Origin of the sequence: Flavobacterium sp. (genome assembly GCF_029945805.1) — a bacterium.
Taxonomy (GTDB): domain Bacteria; phylum Bacteroidota; class Bacteroidia; order Flavobacteriales; family Flavobacteriaceae; genus Flavobacterium.
Map to the genome: position 1 here is coordinate 19,648 of NZ_JAQSDH010000017.1, position 19,093 is coordinate 38,740.

The 19,093-nt window shown below is 34.2% G+C and carries 18 protein-coding genes; 14 read left to right on the forward strand and 4 right to left on the reverse strand.

Annotated elements, in window-relative coordinates; translation table 11 throughout:
* Positions 1-230: 230 nt before the first annotated feature.
* From PSU83_RS04060 to PSU83_RS04070, 3 genes are read left to right on the forward strand one after another with little or no spacing between them, the layout of a single operon-like run.
* A complete protein-coding gene (locus tag PSU83_RS04060) occupies positions 231-995 on the forward strand; it encodes an alpha/beta hydrolase (RefSeq protein ID WP_300586992.1) in 765 nt (254 codons plus the stop codon).
* 38 nt (positions 996-1,033) lie between these two features.
* Entirely contained in the window at positions 1,034-1,654 is a 621-nt protein-coding gene (gene yihA / locus PSU83_RS04065) for a ribosome biogenesis GTP-binding protein YihA/YsxC (RefSeq protein ID WP_300586994.1), read from the forward strand.
* A gap of 1 nt (position 1,655) precedes the next feature.
* The gene (locus tag PSU83_RS04070) at positions 1,656-2,237 is read left to right on the forward strand and encodes a hypothetical protein (RefSeq protein ID WP_300586996.1); all 582 of its coding nucleotides are present in this window, start codon (positions 1,656-1,658) and stop codon (positions 2,235-2,237) included.
* 4 nt (positions 2,238-2,241) lie between these two features.
* On the opposite strand, the gene gldC is transcribed toward PSU83_RS04070, so the two are convergent.
* Both gldC and gldB read right to left on the reverse strand, forming a co-directional pair.
* The gene (gene gldC / locus PSU83_RS04075; protein WP_300586998.1) at positions 2,242-2,577 is read right to left on the reverse strand and encodes a gliding motility protein GldC; all 336 of its coding nucleotides are present in this window, start codon (positions 2,575-2,577) and stop codon (positions 2,242-2,244) included.
* Entirely contained in the window at positions 2,570-3,535 is a 966-nt protein-coding gene (gene gldB / locus PSU83_RS04080) for a gliding motility lipoprotein GldB (RefSeq protein WP_300587000.1), read from the reverse strand. Before gldB ends, gldC begins: the two co-directional genes overlap by 8 nt.
* Before the next feature lie 93 nt (positions 3,536-3,628).
* Here gldB and nadE point away from each other — a divergent pair, with 93 nt between their 5' ends.
* On the forward strand, positions 3,629-4,441 hold the full coding sequence (nadE, locus tag PSU83_RS04085; RefSeq protein WP_300587002.1) for an NAD(+) synthase: 813 nt from the start codon (positions 3,629-3,631) through the stop codon (positions 4,439-4,441).
* A gap of 79 nt (positions 4,442-4,520) precedes the next feature.
* A complete protein-coding gene (locus PSU83_RS04090; protein ID WP_300587004.1) occupies positions 4,521-5,150 on the forward strand; it encodes a response regulator transcription factor in 630 nt (209 codons plus the stop codon).
* A gap of 239 nt (positions 5,151-5,389) precedes the next feature.
* Here the strand turns inward: PSU83_RS04090 and PSU83_RS04095 are convergent, their stop codons facing one another.
* Entirely contained in the window at positions 5,390-6,643 is a 1,254-nt protein-coding gene (locus tag PSU83_RS04095) for an ABC transporter permease (protein ID WP_300587006.1), read from the reverse strand.
* 196 nt (positions 6,644-6,839) lie between these two features.
* Here PSU83_RS04095 and purH point away from each other — a divergent pair, with 196 nt between their 5' ends.
* The 7 genes from purH (at position 6,840) to PSU83_RS04130 (ending at position 14,616) form a co-directional block, all read left to right on the forward strand.
* Positions 6,840-8,366: a bifunctional phosphoribosylaminoimidazolecarboxamide formyltransferase/IMP cyclohydrolase gene (gene purH, locus PSU83_RS04100; protein WP_300587008.1), complete on the forward strand. Its 1,527-nt coding sequence runs from the start codon at positions 6,840-6,842 to the stop codon at positions 8,364-8,366.
* Positions 8,367-8,418: 52 nt separating this feature from the next.
* Positions 8,419-9,447 carry a rod shape-determining protein gene (locus PSU83_RS04105; protein ID WP_121312631.1) on the forward strand — a complete coding sequence of 343 codons (1,029 nt, stop codon included), beginning with the start codon at positions 8,419-8,421 and terminating at the stop codon, positions 9,445-9,447.
* A 55-nt stretch (positions 9,448-9,502) separates the two neighbouring features.
* A complete protein-coding gene (gene mreC, locus PSU83_RS04110; RefSeq protein WP_300587011.1) occupies positions 9,503-10,330 on the forward strand; it encodes a rod shape-determining protein MreC in 828 nt (275 codons plus the stop codon).
* A complete protein-coding gene (locus PSU83_RS04115) occupies positions 10,323-10,829 on the forward strand; it encodes a rod shape-determining protein MreD (RefSeq protein ID WP_300587013.1) in 507 nt (168 codons plus the stop codon). Before mreC ends, PSU83_RS04115 begins: the two co-directional genes overlap by 8 nt.
* Positions 10,826-12,781 (forward strand): penicillin-binding protein 2, encoded by a 1,956-nt coding sequence (gene mrdA / locus PSU83_RS04120; protein WP_300587016.1) that lies wholly within the window; start codon positions 10,826-10,828, stop codon positions 12,779-12,781. The genes PSU83_RS04115 and mrdA overlap by 4 nt, the downstream gene beginning before the upstream one ends.
* Positions 12,782-12,792: 11 nt before the next feature.
* Positions 12,793-14,052: a rod shape-determining protein RodA gene (gene rodA, locus PSU83_RS04125; RefSeq protein ID WP_300587018.1), complete on the forward strand. Its 1,260-nt coding sequence runs from the start codon at positions 12,793-12,795 to the stop codon at positions 14,050-14,052.
* Between the two features lie 426 nt (positions 14,053-14,478).
* A complete protein-coding gene (locus tag PSU83_RS04130) occupies positions 14,479-14,616 on the forward strand; it encodes a hypothetical protein (RefSeq protein ID WP_300587020.1) in 138 nt (45 codons plus the stop codon).
* Positions 14,617-14,672: 56 nt separating this feature from the next.
* Here the strand turns inward: PSU83_RS04130 and PSU83_RS04135 are convergent, their stop codons facing one another.
* Complete coding sequence (locus PSU83_RS04135; RefSeq protein WP_300587023.1) at positions 14,673-16,943, reverse strand: carboxy terminal-processing peptidase; 2,271 nt, start codon at positions 16,941-16,943, stop codon at positions 14,673-14,675.
* A gap of 202 nt (positions 16,944-17,145) precedes the next feature.
* Here PSU83_RS04135 and surE point away from each other — a divergent pair, with 202 nt between their 5' ends.
* Both surE and lpxB read left to right on the forward strand, forming a co-directional pair.
* Positions 17,146-17,916 carry a 5'/3'-nucleotidase SurE gene (gene surE / locus PSU83_RS04140; RefSeq protein WP_300587025.1) on the forward strand — a complete coding sequence of 257 codons (771 nt, stop codon included), beginning with the start codon at positions 17,146-17,148 and terminating at the stop codon, positions 17,914-17,916.
* A gap of 9 nt (positions 17,917-17,925) precedes the next feature.
* A complete protein-coding gene (lpxB, locus tag PSU83_RS04145; RefSeq protein WP_300587027.1) occupies positions 17,926-19,038 on the forward strand; it encodes a lipid-A-disaccharide synthase in 1,113 nt (370 codons plus the stop codon).
* The last annotated feature ends 55 nt before the right edge of the window (positions 19,039-19,093 follow it).

Below are 19,093 nucleotides of genomic sequence, written 5' to 3' on the forward strand. Positions count from 1 at the left end.
AGAAATGTTGTAGAGTCAACTACAACGGAATAAAACGAACTAATTTATATTCTCTAGTTAGAGCCTATTGCCCTTAACAAAAATTTCCTCTTTGTTGATAATTAGCACTTTATTTTGCTCTTGCTCTTGTCAATTAAATTCATAATTTTAATAGTAAATAATCCCTTTAGAAATGAAATTTTATCTTTAAAATCATATATTTGTTGCCGATGTAAAAGTCAAAAAACAACATGGAAGGAAAATTTAAAAAAGAAGGTAGATACTCCTATTATGAAGCTGGAGAAGGCACACCAATTGTCGTTTTACATGGACTTATGGGCGGATTGAGTAACTTTCAAGGAGTTGCTGATTATTTCTCTGATCGGGGTTATAAAATTATAATACCTGAATTGCCTATTTATACTCAAAATATTCTTAAAACCAATGTAAAAGCTTTTGCAAAATATGTGAAAGATTTTATCACCTTCAAAGGATTTGATCGCGTAATTCTTTTAGGTAATTCTCTTGGCGGACACATCGCTTTATATCACGCTAAGATGTATCCGGAAAAAGTAGCTGGACTTGTAATTACCGGAAGTTCTGGTCTTTATGAAAGCGCTATGGGCGACAGTTATCCAAAACGTGGCGATTATGATTATATCAGAAATAAGGCGGAAGCTGTTTTTTACGATCCAAAAGTAGCTTCAAAAGAAATTGTTGACGAAGTTTTTGCAGTGGTTAATGACAGAATAAAAGTGATTAAAACCTTAACGATTGCCAAAAGTGCCATTCGTCATAATATGGCAAAAGATTTACCAAAAATGCATGTGAAGACTTGTATCATTTGGGGTAAAAATGATCAAGTAACGCCACCCGAAGTTGCTACAGAATTTAATAAACTAATGCCAAACTCCTCATTATATTGGATTGACAAATGTGGTCATGCTGCCATGATGGAACATCCAGACGAATTTAACCGTTTGCTTGACCACTGGTTAAAAGAAGTTCATCTATAAACTAAAGTCCTTTTTGGGGACTTTTTTATTTTAAAAACATGAAAATTAATACTGCTGAATTTATTATTAGCAATTCTGATGTTAGCAAATGTCCGCTAGAACGTTTGCCCGAATATGCTTTTATTGGTCGTTCCAATGTGGGAAAATCTTCTTTGATTAACATGTTGACGAATCATAAGAATTTGGCAAAAACATCTGGAAGACCCGGAAAAACACAACTTATAAATCATTTCAAAATCAATTCGAATTGGTTTTTGGTCGATTTGCCAGGTTATGGTTATGCTCGTGTTTCCAAAAAAACAAAAGAAGTCTTTCAAGAGTTCATCACCGATTATTTCGAGAAACGCGAACAATTAGTGTGTGCTTTTGTGCTGATTGACATCCGACTGGAAGCTCAAAAAATCGATTTGGAATTCATCACTTATTTAGGTGAAATTCAAATTCCATTTTGCATCATATTCACTAAAGCCGATAAAATCAGCCGAGGAAAAATCGACTCTCATATTGCCGCTTACCGTAAAGCATTATTAGCAAATAACTGGGAAGAAATGCCCCAACATTTTGTTACATCCGCAACGGAAACTACGGGAAAAGAAGCTGTCTTAGACTACATCGATGCCGTAAACGAAGAGGTTTTTAAAGACATGAGTCAGTTTTAATATGAGGAAAATAATTATTTTTGTTATACTGATTAGTTTTTCAAGCTGCAATACTAACCATTTTGTTTTATACAATAGCGACAAAACCAATGGTCTAGATTTTTCAAATGGAAAATGGTTGATGGGGAACATCGATGTAAATTCACATTTCAAAGAGGAGTTGACAGAATTAGCCATTAAAAATTTTGAATCCCATTTAGGAGAAAGGGTAAAATACGCTTTAAATGAAAAATCATTATTGATTGCAAATAAAGTACCAACCGAACCAAGTAAGGCAGAAATAGAAAAGCTACGAATTGGGACTGGTTATGATTACTACATTAATATCAAATGCCAAAACAGCAGGAACGATATAAGTGATTTCAAACTAATTGAACACAATTACTATTTAAAGCAAATGTCATTTGCCCAAATCATAGTAGAAGTTTATGATTTAAAAGCTGGCAAAACAATATACACTCAAACAGCCAGAGGCAATATTGATGAAAATGCAAGCATTACTTCTCGACCAATGTATAATGTAATCATGGGTTGTTATAAAAAAATCTGGGATGATATTGAAAAAAAATCTTTAAAGCAATAATTGCCTATTCTTTCAACTCCATTTTTTCAGCAAAATAATCACAGAAATCTTTCATAGTATCCGTCATTTTTTCATCTTGAGTTGCACGCTGAAATGTATCCGTCATGGCAACTAATGTTTGGTGAAAGAACTTCTTCATTTCATCAACAGGCATATCTTTTGTCCATAAATCAATACGAAGGGTTTCCTGCACTTTACTATCCCAAATGGAAAGCATTATTGCTTTTGCCTCTTCGTCTTGAACGCCGCCATCTTGGGCTGACCATGTTAATTTTTCAGGAACACGGTTTTCGTCTAAGTCGACTATGAATTTTATTTCGGAAGTGATACTATTACTCATTCTTTTTGGGTTTGTATTTTGATTTTTCAAATAATTCTTTTGCATTCATTTTTAGCATATCCTGCATACTAACTTTGTTGTTTTCCATGAACGAACGTACAATCTGCCAGCCAATCCATTGCCCAACTCTTCCAGGAGATTCGTTGTCAATTTCTAGATAAAACTTAGAAAATGGCGCAACATTTATAAATCGGCCTGGCAATTTGGAATCACCACTGTACAACAATTCTTTTTCTATAAAATAACGCCAAATGTAACTCTCGTTTTCTTGACACCAGGCGATTTGCCCAGGTTGGTATCCAATTTTTTCAGCATCCGTGTACTCTGGTAGCATTTGATCTTTTAAATATAATTCCTTACCATAATAAATCATTTCACCTAGTAAAGTCATATCTTTAGAAGGAGGAATTTTTGTTAATGAAAAGCTAGTGACAATATCTGGCATCATCTGTCTTTCTTCAAAATTTTGTCTCAAATATTCTGGAAACGTATAAAACTTGCTGTCTTTTCCGATGTACAATTCGAGTGCAATGATCAATTTATCATTAGCATAAATTGCTTTCGTATTGTAATCCATATTTCCAATTACCGTGTAGATTTTCGGCATTATAGTTTGTGGATAATAATATTTGAAATGCTTAAACAAATCTTCTATTTCAGTAGTTTGTTTGTTGAAATCAGGATACTTTTTCTCTACAGCATTGTATAAATCTCTCCAATCTTTATTCTGCATCTTTTCAATCCAAACGCTATCTGGAGTTCCATCATTAGGAAAGAAAAAAGGATATTCCGCTTTCAGTCGCATCAAATCTTTTGGACTACTTTCAAAAAAAGCTTTATCAAAACGATCTACTTTCAATTCCACAGGAATAGCTTCTACTTCTTTTTCAACTTTTGATTTCTTATCGCAAGAAACAAAAGCAGCTAGTATTAAAAACGATACAAAATATTTTTTCATATAAAGAAATTAATGCACAATAATCAATTTTGAAACTTCTGATTTTTTACATTTGCAAATATACATTGCAGTTTCTAAAAATTTTCATAACAAATGGCAAAAAAAAGCACTATTAAGGTAGGGGAAGTAAGCACTTTAATTGTTACATGGTTGAAGAATTATGCAGCACAAGCAAATGCAAGTGGTTTTGTAGTGGGAATTTCAGGTGGAATTGACTCTGCTGTAACATCAACACTATGCGCCGAAACGGGCTTAACAACTCTTTGCGTGGAAATGCCAATTCATCAAGACAGCACACAAGTAAGTAGAGGAAAAGAGCATATTGATCAATTGAAGAAAAGATTTCCTAATGTAAAAAATGAAATTGTAGATTTAACTTCTGTATTTGAACTATTTAAAACGGAAGTGCCAATTTCGGATAATGAGACAAAATTTCATTTATCATTAGCCAATAGCAGAGCTAGATTACGAATGACGACTATATATTATTTTGCTGGAATTCACGGATTGCTTGTTGCTGGGACAGGAAATAAAGTGGAGGATTTTGGAGTTGGTTTTTATACCAAATATGGCGATGGCGGAGTTGATTTAAGTCCGATTGCTGATTTAATGAAAAGTGATGTTTTTGCTTTGGGCGAATATTTAGAAATTCCGAAATCAATTCAAAATGCAGCTCCAACGGACGGGCTTTTTGGAGATTCAAGAACGGACGAAGCGCAACTAGGAGCAAGTTACGACGAATTAGAATGGGCCATGTTGGAAGTAGAAAAAAACAAAACAACCGAAGACTTTACAGGAAGAGAGAAGGAAGTTTTTGATATTTTTAAAAGATTAAACTCGGCGAACAAACATAAAATGAATCCAATTCCTGTATGTATAATCCCAATAAATTTTAAAAAATTATAATATTTTGTAGTGTTTTTCAATATTGTTTTTGTAGCTTTACCGCAATTATTTATATTAATTTTTATCAAATACCACAATTATGATAAATTTATGCATCGCCGACAACTATCCTGTTGTCCACTTCGGAATGAAGGCCTATTTTAAGGACCATCCAGAAATAAATGTAGTTTCAAACGTTGGGAATTTTTTTATGGTTCCAGACGCTTTAAGAAACAAAGAAATTGATATTTTAGTCATTGACCTTGAACTTGAAGGATTGAAAAGTATTTATGAAATCAAGTCTATTATTAAAAACTTCCCAAAAACTAAAGTCATCATTTTCAGTAGTCTTTCAGAACATATCTATGCTCCAAACGCCATCAAAGCGGGTTGCGCAGGCTATGTTCACAAAACATCAAAACTTGAAAATTTAGGAATTGCCATTGTTAAAGTTAGTCAAGGACAAATTATCCTAAATGAGGAAATCAAGAAGAATTTAGCATTAATTGCTAAGCAAAACAAATCAGAACGTTTATACAGAAAGCTTTCTAATCGAGAAATCGAAGTGTTGCGCTTTTTGAGTGACGGGAAGAAAAACAATGAGATTGCTAAAATTTTAGCGCTTAACGAAAAAACCATTAGTACGTATAAGCTTCGTCTCTTGACCAAGTTGAATGTAACGAATTTGGTTGACCTAGTTAACAAAGCCAAAACCTTAGAAATCGTTTAAAAAAAATCCCGTCTAATTTCAAACTAGACGGGATTTTTTACCTAGAATAACCCGTTGGGTATAATTATTTCTTAAGGTCAATAATTTGCAGTTTGTTATACTGCGCTTGTCGAAGTGCTTTTAAAAAAAGTCTTCGACAAGCGCAGAATGGCATTTTTACATTTAATTGGATTGAAAATAAGCTAAAATTTTTTATAATAATAATAATTGCACTCAACGGCTCTATATTACTATTTATATTACATTCCACTTCTAATTGCTTCGACTGGATCAAGTTGAGAAGCTGAAATCGCAGGAAGAATTCCAGATAGCAGCCCTACAATTACCGACAATCCAAATCCGATCAAAACATTCCAAAAGCTTAGCACAAATTCAAAATCAAGAATATTAGTAAGCAATAGCGCTAATAGCCAAACGATCAACAAACCAATACATCCGCCAATTAAGCACAGGATAATAGCTTCAAACAAGAACTGAAACAAAATAAATTTGTTTTTTGCGCCTAGTGATTTTTGAATTCCAATCAGATTCGTTCTTTCTTTTACAGAAACAAACATAATATTTGCAATCCCAAATCCGCCAACCAAAAATGAAAATACACTAATAATAATTCCGCCGATCCGAACGCTTGATAAGATACCATCTATCATATCAGTAAGTCCAGACAAAACATTTACAAAGAAATTATCTATTTCACCTTGCTTGACGCCTCTAAAAGCTCTCAATTTTTGAGAAATCTCTCCTTTTAAGGCATCCATATCCGTTCCTTGATTTGGTTTTAAAACAATAACTGGCAAAACATTCTCGTTGTTATCACCATATAAACTTCTAAGAAAACTAGACGGTAGAAATGCCGATGTATCATCGCCTCCGCCAATATCCATTCCTGAACCTTTCTTTTTGGTCACGCCAATTACTGTAAAACGTTGACCATACATTCGGATTGTTTTTCCAATAGGATCACTGCTTTCAAAAAGTTGTTCTGCAATGTCATGACCTAAAACCACGACCTGTTTTCCTGAGGTAGACTCTAATTCGTTAAAAAATCTACCTTTATCAAATTCCAATCTTTGGATATCTACAAATTCATGAGTTACAGCAACCATATTTACATTTGAAACCGTTTTCGATTCAAATTTTAAGTTCTGACTAGCAGCAAAATATTGAAAACAAGAATTTTCAACATTATCTAAAGAAGTTTTTAAATATTGATACTCTTCATATCTAACATTTGGAAATTGTTCCCTTTTCCATCTCGGAACCTCCGTAGGTCCAAAAGATTGGCTGGTGAGATAAATTGTGTTTTTATCTAAGGAACTTAAATCAGATTTTATCTTTCTATCTAAAGAATCCACCGCGGCTAAAACAGCAATAATTGAAAAAATACCGATGGTTACACCTAATAAAGAAAGCATTGTACGCAATTTATTATTGCGCAAAGCATTCATAGCAAAGGCAAAACTCTCTTTAAGCAGTCTGAAGTATAATAACATTTAGTATCTGTTTATGGAATTGTAAATTTCAATAAAAATATCGAAATTCACTACTTTTTTATCGAATGCTTTATAGGTGTTCAAAAATAAAATATTGTTACAAAAAAGTTGAAAATCTGAATCAAGTTCAGATTGAAAAAAACTACTTTTGTTGGCTTAAATCGAACTGTCTTCGGATAGGCACAACACACAAAACATGACTACTACAAAAGCAATTAAATCGGCCTTGATTTCTGTCTTTTCAAAAGATGGTTTAGAGCCGGTAGTTCGCAAACTACACGAACAAAATGTTACTATTTACTCTACTGGCGGAACAGAAGAATTCATTAATAATCTAGGAATTCCTGTAGTTCCAGTTGAAGATGTTACTTCGTATCCTTCTATCCTTGGCGGAAGAGTTAAAACGTTGCACCCTAAAATATTTGGCGGAATTTTAAATCGTCAGGACAACGAAACGGATGTAGCTCAAATGAAAGAATTTGAAATTCCACAACTTGATTTAGTGGTTGTCGATTTGTATCCGTTTGAAAAAACAGTAGCATCTGACGCAAGTGAAGCCGATATCATTGAGAAGATTGACATTGGTGGAATTTCGTTAATTCGTGCAGCAGCTAAGAATTTTAAAGACACTGTAATTGTAGCTTCCGTAAATGAATATTCACTTTTGTTGGATTTCATTTCAACCCAAAACGGAGCAACAACATTAGAACAAAGAAAATTGTTGGCAACAAAAGCGTTCCACGTTTCTTCTCATTACGATACAGCTATTTTTAATTATTTCAATACTGACGATACATATTTCAAAACAAGTATTTCGGAAGGACAGATTTTAAGATATGGGGAAAACCCACACCAAAAAGGATTTTTCTTTGGCGAATTTGACAAAATGTTTACCAAATTGCACGGAAAAGAATTGTCGTATAACAATCTATTAGATGTAGATGCCGCTGTAAATTTGATTGCAGAATTCAAAGACAACGATCCAACATTTGCTATCTTAAAGCACAATAACGCATGCGGATTGGCAACAAGAAACACCATTAAAGAAGCTTATTTAACTGCTTTAGCATGCGATCCTACTTCAGCGTTTGGCGGTGTTTTGATTGCTAACGAAAAAATAGATTCGGCTACAGCCAACGAAATTAATTCACTTTTCTGTGAAGTAGTTATTGCTCCATCGTATGACGAAGAAGCGGTAGCTATTTTATCTGAAAAGAAAAACAGAATTATCTTGGTGCAACACAAAGTGGAATTGCCAAACAGTCAAGTTCGAACATGCTTAAACGGATTACTAGTTCAGGATAGAAATAACATTACCGACTCAAAAGAAGATTTAAAGGTAGTCAGCAAAACAGCTCCAACCGAACAAGAAACTGCGGATTTATTATTTGCTTCAAAAATTTGTAAAAACACTAAATCAAACACGATTGTATTTGCAAAAAACAGTACATTAGTGGCATCAGGAACAGGTCAAACCTCGAGAGTAGATGCTTTGAAACAAGCGATTGAAAAAGCGATAACTTTTGGTTTTGATTTGAACGGTGCCGTAATGGCGAGTGATGCTTTTTTCCCTTTTCCAGATTGTGTCGAGATGGCTCACAACGCAGGAATTACGGCTGTTATTCAACCTGGAGGTTCAATAAAAGATGAATTGAGTATTAATTTTTGTAACGAAAATAAAGTTGCAATGGTATTTACAGGAACGCGTCATTTTAAACATTAATTTGTTTAACTTTGTAGCTTCAATTTTATAAACGTTAAACCCTACATAATCTATGGGATTTTTTGATTTCATGACCGAGGACATCGCCATTGACCTTGGTACCGCCAACACTCTGATAATACACAACGACAAAGTTGTAATTGACAGCCCTTCAATTGTTGCCAGAGACCGAATATCGGGAAAAATAATCGCTGTTGGTAAAGAAGCCAACATGATGCAAGGGAAAACTCATGAAAACATAAAAACAATTCGTCCGTTGAAAGATGGAGTTATTGCCGATTTTGATGCATCTGAAAAAATGATCAGTATGTTCATCAAAAGCATTCCAGCGTTAAAGAAAAAAATGTTTACACCAGCCCTTAGAATGGTGGTTTGTATTCCATCCGGAATTACCGAAGTAGAAATGCGTGCGGTTAAAGAAAGTTGCGAGCGTGTAAACGGAAAAGAAGTATACTTAATTCACGAACCAATGGCTGCGGCAATTGGAATTGGTATTGATATTATGCAACCAAAAGGAAACATGATTGTTGATATTGGTGGAGGAACAACAGAAATTGCGGTTATCGCTTTAGGCGGAATTGTTTGTGATAAATCGGTTAAAATTGCCGGTGACGTTTTCACCAATGACATCGTTTATTACATGAGAACACAGCACAATTTATTTGTGGGTGAAAGTACTGCTGAAAAAATCAAAATTACTATTGGTGCGGCTACAGATGATTTAGAAACACCACCAGATGACATGTCAGTTCAAGGTCGAGATTTGTTGACTGGAAAACCTAAACAAGTGGAAGTATCGTATAGAGAAATTGCCAAAGCGTTAGACAAATCTATCCAACGTATTGAAGATGCTATTATGGAAACATTATCTCAAACGCCTCCAGAATTAGCAGCTGACATTTACAATACCGGAATTTATCTTGCAGGTGGAGGGTCGATGTTGAGAGGATTAGACAAACGTATTTCTCAAAAAACAGATTTACCAGTTTATATTGCGGAAGATCCATTAAGAGCGGTTGTTCGCGGAACTGGAATGGCGCTTAAAAATATCCCAAAATTCAGAAGCATACTTATAAAATAGTGTTTGTTGTGAAAACACGAAGCACTGATTACTGAACACTGAACACTAGAAAAACATGCAGCAGATTTTTAATTTTATACTAAAAAACAGTAATCGCTTACTGTTTTTGCTGCTTTTAGTAATCTCCTTTTCGCTTACAATTCAGTCCCATTCATTTCATAAAAGTAAAATCATAAGTTCGGCCAATTTCTTTACCGGCGGAATTTACGAAAAAGTAAATAATATTGACGAATATTTTGGCTTAAGGGCTCAAAATGAAGAATTAGCAAAAGAAAATGCGCGTTTAAAATCTCTCGTGTTTAATCAACAAGACACCACTAAACTTCCACAGATTGATTCGATTAAAGGCGTTAAAAAAACAGCAATCCTTGTTGCAAAAGTAATTCACAACTCCTATAGCATTCAGGAAAACTTTATCACAATTAACAAAGGCTCAGCTTTAGGCATCAAACCTGATATGGGCGTAATCAACAGCGCGGGAATTGTTGGTATTGTCGACAAAACTTCTAAAAATTATGCTACCATTATTAGTGTTTTGAATATCAATTCGAAAATTAATGCGAAAATTAAGAAATCGAATCACTTTGGCTCTTTAGTCTGGAACGGGAAAAGCACAGGTTTTGCTCAATTGATTGATGTTCCGCGTTTGGCGGGAGTACGCAAAGGCGATACTATTGTAACTGGTGGACAGTCCATCATCTTTCCAGAAAATATTGGTATTGGAACCATTTACAAAGTTTATATTGATGACCTAACAAATTATTACACTTTAGATATTAAGCTGTTTAATGACATGACGAATTTAGGACACGTCTACGTAATCAAACAAAAAGATGCTGACGAAGTACATAATTTAGAAAATCAAAGCAAAAAAGATGAATAGTACCTTACTAGCCAATATTGGTCGCTTTATCTTGTTGCTTGCAGCACAGGTTTTGATATTCAACAGGATTGACTTGTTTGGATTCATAAATCCGTTTCCGTATGTACTTTTTATAATTCTTTATCCCGTAAACGGAAATAAGAGTGGCTTATTGGTAGCCAGCTTTTTTTTAGGTTTATTGATGGATATGTTCTGGAATTCCGGCGGGGTTCATGCTGCAGCTTGTGTGGTTCTAGCCTATTATCGCCCATCTATCTTTAAATTTTCTTTTGGACTAAGCTACGAATATCAAACAGTGAAATTAAATGATGTTTTGACACCTGAACGTTTTTCGTTCATTCTGATTTCGGTTGTGCTGCATCACTTTGTTTTATTCATTTTGGAAGTATTCAAAATCAGTTTCATTTGGGATATTTTAGTACGGACTTTCTTAAGTACTATCTTCACTATTATCACTTGTATTATTATCATTTATATCATTAAGCCAAGTAAACGATGAGAAAAGTTTTGTTGCCCACAATCATTTTCATTGCCACAATTTTACTTATAATGCGTCTGTTTTACCTTCAAGTAATCGATGATTCATTAAAATTAAAATCGGATAATAACGCTATTAAAATAAGCTATGATTATCCAGAACGCGGTTACATCTACGACAGAAACGGCAAACTTTTAGTGGCCAACCAACCTTCTTATGACATCATGGTGATCCCTAAAGATGTTAAAGAGTTAGATACCACAGAGTTCTGTTCCTTGTTAAAAATTACGAAAGAGGAGTTCCTTAAAAAAATTGCTAAGGCAAAAATTTACAGTCCAAGACTTCCTTCTGTATTTTTGTCACAACTTAACAAAAAAGAATATGCTGCTTTTCAGGAAATTCAGCGAAAATTTGTTGGCTTTTACATTCAGAAACGTGCATTACGAGATTATCAAGTAGCCTTTGGAGCCAATGTATTTGGTTTTATAACACAAGTAAATGATAAAATAATTGAGAAAAACGATTATTACAGAAGCGGTGATTTAATAGGAAGACAAGGAGTTGAAGAAAGTTACGAGGATATTCTACGTGGTATTAAAGGGGTGAAATACATTCAGAAAGACAAATACAATAGAGATATCGGGTCGTACAAAGAAGGAAAATTTGATACTATATCCGTTCAGGGTAAAGACATTACGCTGTCCATTGATGCTGAACTTCAAAAATATGGAGAAGAATTAATGATTAATAAACGTGGTGGCATAGTAGCCATCGAACCAAAAACAGGTGAGATTCTAGCTTTAGTTACCGCGCCTTCTTATGATCCGGCTATTCTTGTTGGAAGACAACGGTCCAAAAATTACACTATGTTATATCATGATTCTATCGCTAAACCATTATACGACAGAGGTTTATTAGCAGAATACACGCCAGGATCACCCTTTAAGATTCTAACGGGTTTAGTAGCTTTGCAAGAAGGTGCTATTGATGAAAGTACTTCTTTTGTTTGTCGACACGGATTTAGTTATGCCCCTGGTCGTTTCATGAAATGCCACTGCCACGGAGGTGCTTTGCAACTTCACCGAGGAATTTATGAATCGTGCAATACTTTTTTTGCAAGTTCGTATATGAAAACCATCGACAAATATGGCAATCCGCCTAAAGGAGTTGATGTGTGGAGCAATCACTTAAAGAGTTTTGGTTTAGGACAATTCATGGGGTATGATTTACCAACTGGAAGAAAAGGAAATCTACCCACATCTAAAACTTATAAAAAAATGTATCCGGGTTGGGCTTGGTCTAGTAAAACAATCGTTTCCAATGCAATTGGTCAGGGAGAAGTTTTGATGACACCCATTCAGCTAGCGAATATGATTGCTGCAGTGGCCAATCGCGGTTACTATTACACGCCTCATATTATCAAAAAAATTAAAGGCGGAACTATAGACAAACGTTTCCGAACGAAGCATGTGACTACTGTTGATAAAAAATATTTTGAACCAATGGTAAGCGGATTGTTTGATGTTTATAATATGGGAACGGCACACGGATTGAATGTGGAAGGAATCGAGATTTGTGGAAAAACAGGAACGGCTGAAAACTTTGCCAAAATAAACGGTAAACGAGTAAAACTCCAAGACCACTCTATTTTTGTTGCCTTTGCTCCAAAGGATAATCCAAAGATAGCAATAGCTGTATTTGTAGAAAACGGATATTGGGGTTCACGATGGGCTGGTCCGATAACAAGTTTAATGATTGAAAAATACATCAAGAGAAAAATCACCAGAACCGATTTAGAAAAACGAATGCTAGAAGGAAGTCTTCAGGGTGAATACAATAAATATTTATCAAAACCGATAGTTGATACATTAATTAAAACGAAAGTTGACAGTCCTTCTATACCCCTCATAGCAAAACCCCAAACTAAAGTTGAAAAGCCAGAAGTTAAAGTAGAAGAAACTCCAGAAAATTAATTTCAAGGAAAATGAAAAATCAAAGTGTAACAAATAATTTAGATTGGATAAGCATCGGCATCTATATTGCATTAGTGATATTAGGATGGCTGAATATTTACTCGTCTTCATTATCTTCTATTGCTGAAGAAAGTTCCATTTTTGATTTTACTCAAATTTATGGTAAGCAGTTTATGTTTATCATTCTTTCGATTCCTTTGATTTTTGTTATTTTATCAGTTGATGGCAAGTTTTACGAAAAATTCTCAAGCGTCATTTATGTCGTCGGTTTGTTGTCTTTAGCTGGTTTATTTGTATTTGGTAAAACGATAAAAGGACAAGCCAATTGGTATTCTTTCGGTTCTTTCAGTTTACAACCTGCCGAATTCGTTAAAGCTGCTACAGCATTGGCTTTAGCAAAATATTTAAGCGATGTTCAAGTTAATTTAAAAGACAAAAACAGACAAATTCAGGCGTTAGGTATTCTTTTCTTACCTATACTATTGATTGTTCCTCACGATCCAGGAAGTGCCTTAATTTACAGTATTTTTATTATAGTTTTATATAGGGAAGGTTTACCGTCTTGGTATGTTTGGACTGGATTTATTGCTTTGGTTTTATTTGTTTTAGCTTTGGTTATAAAACCATTAGTAATATGTGGAATTGCGTTATTAGTCATCCTTTTTATTTATTTCAGAAGCCGATTGATTAACCGTAATTGGATTCTGAGCACGGTACTATTCCTTACCATTGGTGGATTCGTTTTTTCGGTCGATTATGTTTTTGAGAATGTTTTCAAGCAACATCACCGCGACCGATTTAATATTCTACTTGGAAAAGAAGTTGATATGAAAGGTATCGGATACAATACTAATCAATCTGAAATTGCGATAGGTTCTGGAGGACTCTTTGGTAAAGGATACCTGGAAGGCACGCAAACCAAAGGAGGATTTGTTCCAGAACAACACACCGATTATATTTTTACTACTGTTGGTGAAGAATGGGGATTTCTAGGTTGCCTTTTCGTAATAGCGCTTTTTGTTTCTTTAATAATGCGAATTATCTATTTAGCAGAACGACAGAAAACGAAATTTAGTCGCGTATATGGTTATTGTGTTGCGGGAATATTGTTCATACACTTTTTTGTAAATATTGCAATGGTCGCAGGGATATTCCCAACTATTGGAGTGCCACTTCCTTTCTTTTCTTATGGAGGTTCCGGATTATGGGGTTTCACCATTTTACTTTTTATCTTCTTAAAAATGGATGCCAATAAGGTTAACGAATGGTAGATCAATAAATTATTGAGTTCCGACTTTAATATGCAAGCGTTTCTGCTTAACTTTTCTATATCCTTGAAATGAAACTTAAACTTATTGCATTAGTATTTCTTTTGAAAGTTGTTCCATCAATGACACAAGAAAAAAAAGTTTAAGATATAAAACAAACCGATACAACTTCACAAAAAAAACAGAAATAGGAGCTGCGGCTACTTTATCAACTGCACAAATTTTAGAAATTCAGAAAACACTTTAGCCAATAAGAAAAAAGCTAAAATCAGATGCTGAACGCGAAGCAAAAGCAGTAGCAAAAGAACAAAAAAGCTAGAAAAAGAACAGAAACGTTTTGAAAAAACACAAGATAGAATTTCCGATGCTGAAAAGCATATCATCAAATTAAAGGATAAGATTACTAACAAAAAGGGACGACTTGATAAGATGAACGCCAAATTAGCCAAAGACAAACGAAAAGGAAAGCGGAGTGACATTGATATTGAGAAAGAAAACATCAAGATCAGCAAGCAATCAAAATACAAGAATTACAACAAGATATTGATAAGAACGAAAGAAACTTAATAAATTAAAAAAAATAGCCATCCGATCGGATGGCTATTTTTTTTTGTGCAATAAGATTACGATTTCACTAATTTTTCTTTTTTAGATTTTGCTGTTAAACCTTTATTATTCTCCGATTGCAAGTCATTTAAAATATGAATGGCTTCCTCAACATAGATATCCTTTGATAAACTTTCGTGCCATCTATCGCGTTTTTCTTTTAGAACGGTGTCTTTGTTCATTTCATCAACTTCATAAGGAAGCGAATTGAATTTAAACGAATTTTTATAGTCAACAATAGGTTTGTATTTTTTATTTTTTTCATCCAATGCCTTTTGTTCAGCTTTAAATTTATCAATATTTAAGCTATATACATTTTCTTTATTGCGTTCGTCTAACCATTTAGCATTATCATCAATTAGGTTCAACTGCGCATTATTACTCATTCGCTCTCTACTTTTTGAAATAGCTAAATCAAAGTTATTTTGCTTGTCCCAAACTTTATAATCGGCAGCATCAATTTTGTCCCAAGGCATAGCATTATCAATATCCCGCTCTCCCATTTTCAGATAAGCATATCTATCTGGAATAGCAACATCACTTTTTACCCCTTCTAGTTGCGTTGAACCACCGTTTATTCTATAGAATTTTTGAGTGGTAGTTTTCAATGCTCCTAAATCACCATAAGTGCTTCCGCGAACAAACTGATTTAAGTCGATTACATTCTGAACCGTTCCTTTTCCGTAAGATTGTTTACTTCCAATGATAACACCACGTTTGTAATCCTGAATCGCAGCAGCCAATATCTCTGAAGCCGATGCCGAAAATTCATTGATCATTACCACAAGTGGCCCATCCCATTGCACTTTTGCATCTCTATCATAGAGTACTTCTTTTTTTCCTGCTGCCGATTTGATTTGTACAATTGGCCCTTGATCTATAAAAAGACCTGCAATATCAACCACCGTTTTCAATGAACCTCCTCCATTATCTCTAACGTCCATAACGATTCCTTGAACACCAGCTTTTTTCAATCTCTCCACTTCTAAAGCAACGTCTTTTCCAGCATCACGACTATTTTGATCTTCAAAATCAATGTAAAATTTCGGTAAATAAATAATTCCGTATTTGAATCCGTCCTTCTCAACAATACTAGATTTAACGTAAGTTTCTTCTATTTCAACTTGATCGCGTATAATCGTAATCACTTTAATGGTTCCATCTTGTTTTTTCACAGTCAAACGAACTTCTGTTCCTTTTGGACCTTTGATTTTTTTAACCACATCATCCAATCGCATACCAACAACATCAATAGGTTCGCCATCTGCTTGCGCAACTTTTAAAACAACATCTCCTGCCTCTAGTTGTTTTCCTCTCCAGGCTGGTCCTCCAGAGATTAACTCAGTAATTTCTGTAAAGTCACTTTTCTTTTGTAAACGCGCACCAATTCCCTCTAATTTCCCACTGATACTAACATCAAATTTCTCTTTTTCGCTTGCGCCAAAATAAGAAGTATGTGGATCAAAACGAGAAGCTATTGCATTAATAAAAACAGAGAACCAATCTTCTCGATCTAAATCTTTAATGAAATTAAAGTTATCATCCAAAGAAGACAAGGTACTTTCACGAGTTTCTTTTTCGAGTTGTTCGTAAGATTTCGGAGTTTGATTTTTCTTTTTCTCAACATCAGCGATAAATTTCTTTTCGCTTTCATCAGTTAGAGCATCGCCTTGAGTTTCTCTAAAATCTTTTAATTTTTCATCTAAAGTTTTATTTTTATCTTTAACTAAATTATCTTCTAATTTTTGCTTTTCCACTAAAGACGCCAACGCAGATAGTTTAACTTGTAGCCGCCATCTTTCTTTTAACTCCTGAGTGTTTTTTGCAAAAGGAAGTTTTTCATAATCAGTATTAATAGATTCGATTTTTTTGTAATCAAATGGGGAACTTAAAACCTGTTTGTAGTACTCTTTGCTCTCTTCCATCCGTTTCATCAAACGAGAATATGTCAAATCAAAAAATGTCAAATCTTTGTTTAAAATTTCATCATCAATTTGAGTTTCATATTTTGCAAATTCATCAATATCAGACTGAAGAAAGAAACGTTTAGAAGGATCAATCGCATTTAAATAATCTTTATAAACTCCTTTTGAGAATGTATCATCTATAGCAGCAGGATTATAATGTCCTTTTTCGATTACAAATGTTAACAGTTCTATCAACATTTTATCTTTTTCTGGATCAGAGGCTTTTTCTTTTGGAATAAAACTCCAAAGTCCAGCGGCTAGGGCTGTGACTAATAGAATAATCTTATAGTTCCTTTTCATAAATTGAATTATTTTATTCATTAAATTTTAGTCTAAAGTAAACAAAAAACCATGCCAAGAATTTCAAATTGCGATAAATTTTTGTTAAAAATCCCTATTTCGGTTGGTCTGTATACCATTCAGGTTCAAAGTTATGAAAATGCATCAATACTAATCTTAAAAATAGTTTAATTTTGCCACACAATCAGACAGTAAATACAGATAAATTACAAATCATCAAAATATGACTTTTAAACCCACAATTTTAGTGACCAATGACGATGGTATTAACGCACCTGGCATCCGAGCATTAATCTCGGTCATGGCAGAAATTGGCGAAGTTATCGTAGTGGCGCCTGATAGTCCGCAAAGTGCAACTGGACATGCTATTACTATTAATAGTACTTTATATTTGAATAAAATTTCCTCAGAAAATGCTGAAATCACCGAGTATAGTTGTTCAGGAACTCCTGTTGATTGCGTAAAATTAGCAGTCAATGAAATTTTAAAAAGAAAACCCGATTTATGCGTATCCGGAGTAAATCATGGTTCAAATTCTTCTATAAATGTGATTTATTCTGGAACTATGAGTGCCGCTGTTGAGGCTGGGATTGAAGGAATTCCCGCGATAGGATTCTCCTTATTAGATTATGATTGGAATGCAGATTTTGAACAGATAAAACCATTTATAAAAAAAATTACGCTGGAAGTTTTATCAAAAAAATTACCGGAAAGCACCATTTTAAATGTTAATTTCCCGAAACTGAAAACAGACGAAATTAAGGGCATCAAAATATGTCGTCAAGCGAAAGCCATTTGGATGGAGAAATTTGATAAAAGAAAAACGCCTTACGGAAGAGATTATTATTGGTTAACCGGAGAATTTGTTAATCAGGATAAAGGAGAAGACACGGATGAATGGGCACTTTCAAATGGCTATATTTCTGTAGTTCCTGTGCAATTTGATTTAACGGCGTACCATGCGATTCAGCAATTGAATACTTGGGATTTATAAATTTATATCATGAAGTACTACATCATTGCCGGCGAAGCATCGGGCGATTTACACGGTTCCAATTTGATGAAAGCGCTTTACAAAGGAGATCCTAAAGCTGATATACGGTTTTGGGGTGGTGATTTAATGAAACATGTTGGCGGAACCTTGGTCAAACATTATCGTGAATTAGCTTTCATGGGTTTTGCAGAAGTTGTACTGAATTTGCGAACTATTTTAAATAATATCAAAATATGTAAAGCAGACATTGAACAATTTAAACCTGACGTAATTATTTTCATAGATTATCCGGGATTCAACATGCGTATTGCAAAATGGGCTAAGTTGAACGGTATCAAAACACATTATTATATCGCCCCACAAATTTGGGCTTGGAACGAAAGTCGCATCAAAGAAGTAAAACGAGATTTTGATAAACTATTTGTAATTCTTCCGTTTGAGAAAGATTTTTTCGAAGTCAAGCACAATTTTCCCGTTGATTTTGTTGGTCATCCGCTAATTGACGCAATTCACAATCGCAAAAAATCAGATGGCGATGCCTTTAGAAAAGAAAATAATTTAGACGAAAAACCAATCATAGCCATTCTCCCAGGAAGTAGAAAACAGGAAATTTCGAAAATGCTGAGTGTAATGCTAAGCATAGTTTCCGACTTTCCCGATTATCAATTTGTAATTGCCGGCGCTCCAAGTCAGGATTATCTTTTTTACGAGCAGTTTCTTACTACTAATAACGTAAAATTTGTTTCGAATAAAACTTATGATTTGCTGAGTATTGCCAGTGCAGCATTGGTTACATCCGGTACAGCAACATTAGAAACCGCCTTATTCAAAGTTCCAGAAGTTGTTTGCTATAAAGGAAGTTGGGCTTCGTATCAAATTGCAAAGCGAATCGTTACACTAAAATACATTTCATTGGTAAACTTAATAATGGATGAAGAAGTTGTAACCGAACTTATTCAAGATAAATTCAATAAAAAAAACATAAAAAAAGAACTGTCAAAAATCTTGGATGATAAGCACAGAAAGGCTTTGTTGCTAAAGTACGACATTTTAGAAACCAAACTTGGCGGCATTGGCGCAAGTGAAAAAACTGCTAAATTAATCTTAAATGACATAAAATAGTTGGTGTTTAACTTGATTTCTTTAACTTTACAAAAATCTTTTTTCTGAAAAATTA

Coding starts and splice junctions, on each gene's coding strand:
- surE (WP_300587025.1), top strand. CDS start 17,146: ATGACTTTTAAACCCACAATTTTAGTGACCAATGACGATGGTATTAAC.
- PSU83_RS04095 (WP_300587006.1), bottom strand. CDS start 6,643: ATGTTATTATACTTCAGACTGCTTAAAGAGAGTTTTGCCTTTGCTATG.
- mrdA (WP_300587016.1), top strand. CDS start 10,826: ATGAGAAAAGTTTTGTTGCCCACAATCATTTTCATTGCCACAATTTTA.
- PSU83_RS04060 (WP_300586992.1), top strand. CDS start 231: ATGGAAGGAAAATTTAAAAAAGAAGGTAGATACTCCTATTATGAAGCT.
- PSU83_RS04130 (WP_300587020.1), top strand. CDS start 14,479: ATGAACGCCAAATTAGCCAAAGACAAACGAAAAGGAAAGCGGAGTGAC.
- PSU83_RS04105 (WP_121312631.1), top strand. CDS start 8,419: ATGGGATTTTTTGATTTCATGACCGAGGACATCGCCATTGACCTTGGT.
- yihA (WP_300586994.1), top strand. CDS start 1,034: ATGAAAATTAATACTGCTGAATTTATTATTAGCAATTCTGATGTTAGC.
- lpxB (WP_300587027.1), top strand. CDS start 17,926: ATGAAGTACTACATCATTGCCGGCGAAGCATCGGGCGATTTACACGGT.
- gldB (WP_300587000.1), bottom strand. CDS start 3,535: ATGAAAAAATATTTTGTATCGTTTTTAATACTAGCTGCTTTTGTTTCT.
- PSU83_RS04090 (WP_300587004.1), top strand. CDS start 4,521: ATGATAAATTTATGCATCGCCGACAACTATCCTGTTGTCCACTTCGGA.
- gldC (WP_300586998.1), bottom strand. CDS start 2,577: ATGAGTAATAGTATCACTTCCGAAATAAAATTCATAGTCGACTTAGAC.
- nadE (WP_300587002.1), top strand. CDS start 3,629: ATGGCAAAAAAAAGCACTATTAAGGTAGGGGAAGTAAGCACTTTAATT.
- mreC (WP_300587011.1), top strand. CDS start 9,503: ATGCAGCAGATTTTTAATTTTATACTAAAAAACAGTAATCGCTTACTG.
- PSU83_RS04070 (WP_300586996.1), top strand. CDS start 1,656: ATGAGGAAAATAATTATTTTTGTTATACTGATTAGTTTTTCAAGCTGC.
- purH (WP_300587008.1), top strand. CDS start 6,840: ATGACTACTACAAAAGCAATTAAATCGGCCTTGATTTCTGTCTTTTCA.
- PSU83_RS04115 (WP_300587013.1), top strand. CDS start 10,323: ATGAATAGTACCTTACTAGCCAATATTGGTCGCTTTATCTTGTTGCTT.
- PSU83_RS04135 (WP_300587023.1), bottom strand. CDS start 16,943: ATGAATAAAATAATTCAATTTATGAAAAGGAACTATAAGATTATTCTA.
- rodA (WP_300587018.1), top strand. CDS start 12,793: ATGAAAAATCAAAGTGTAACAAATAATTTAGATTGGATAAGCATCGGC.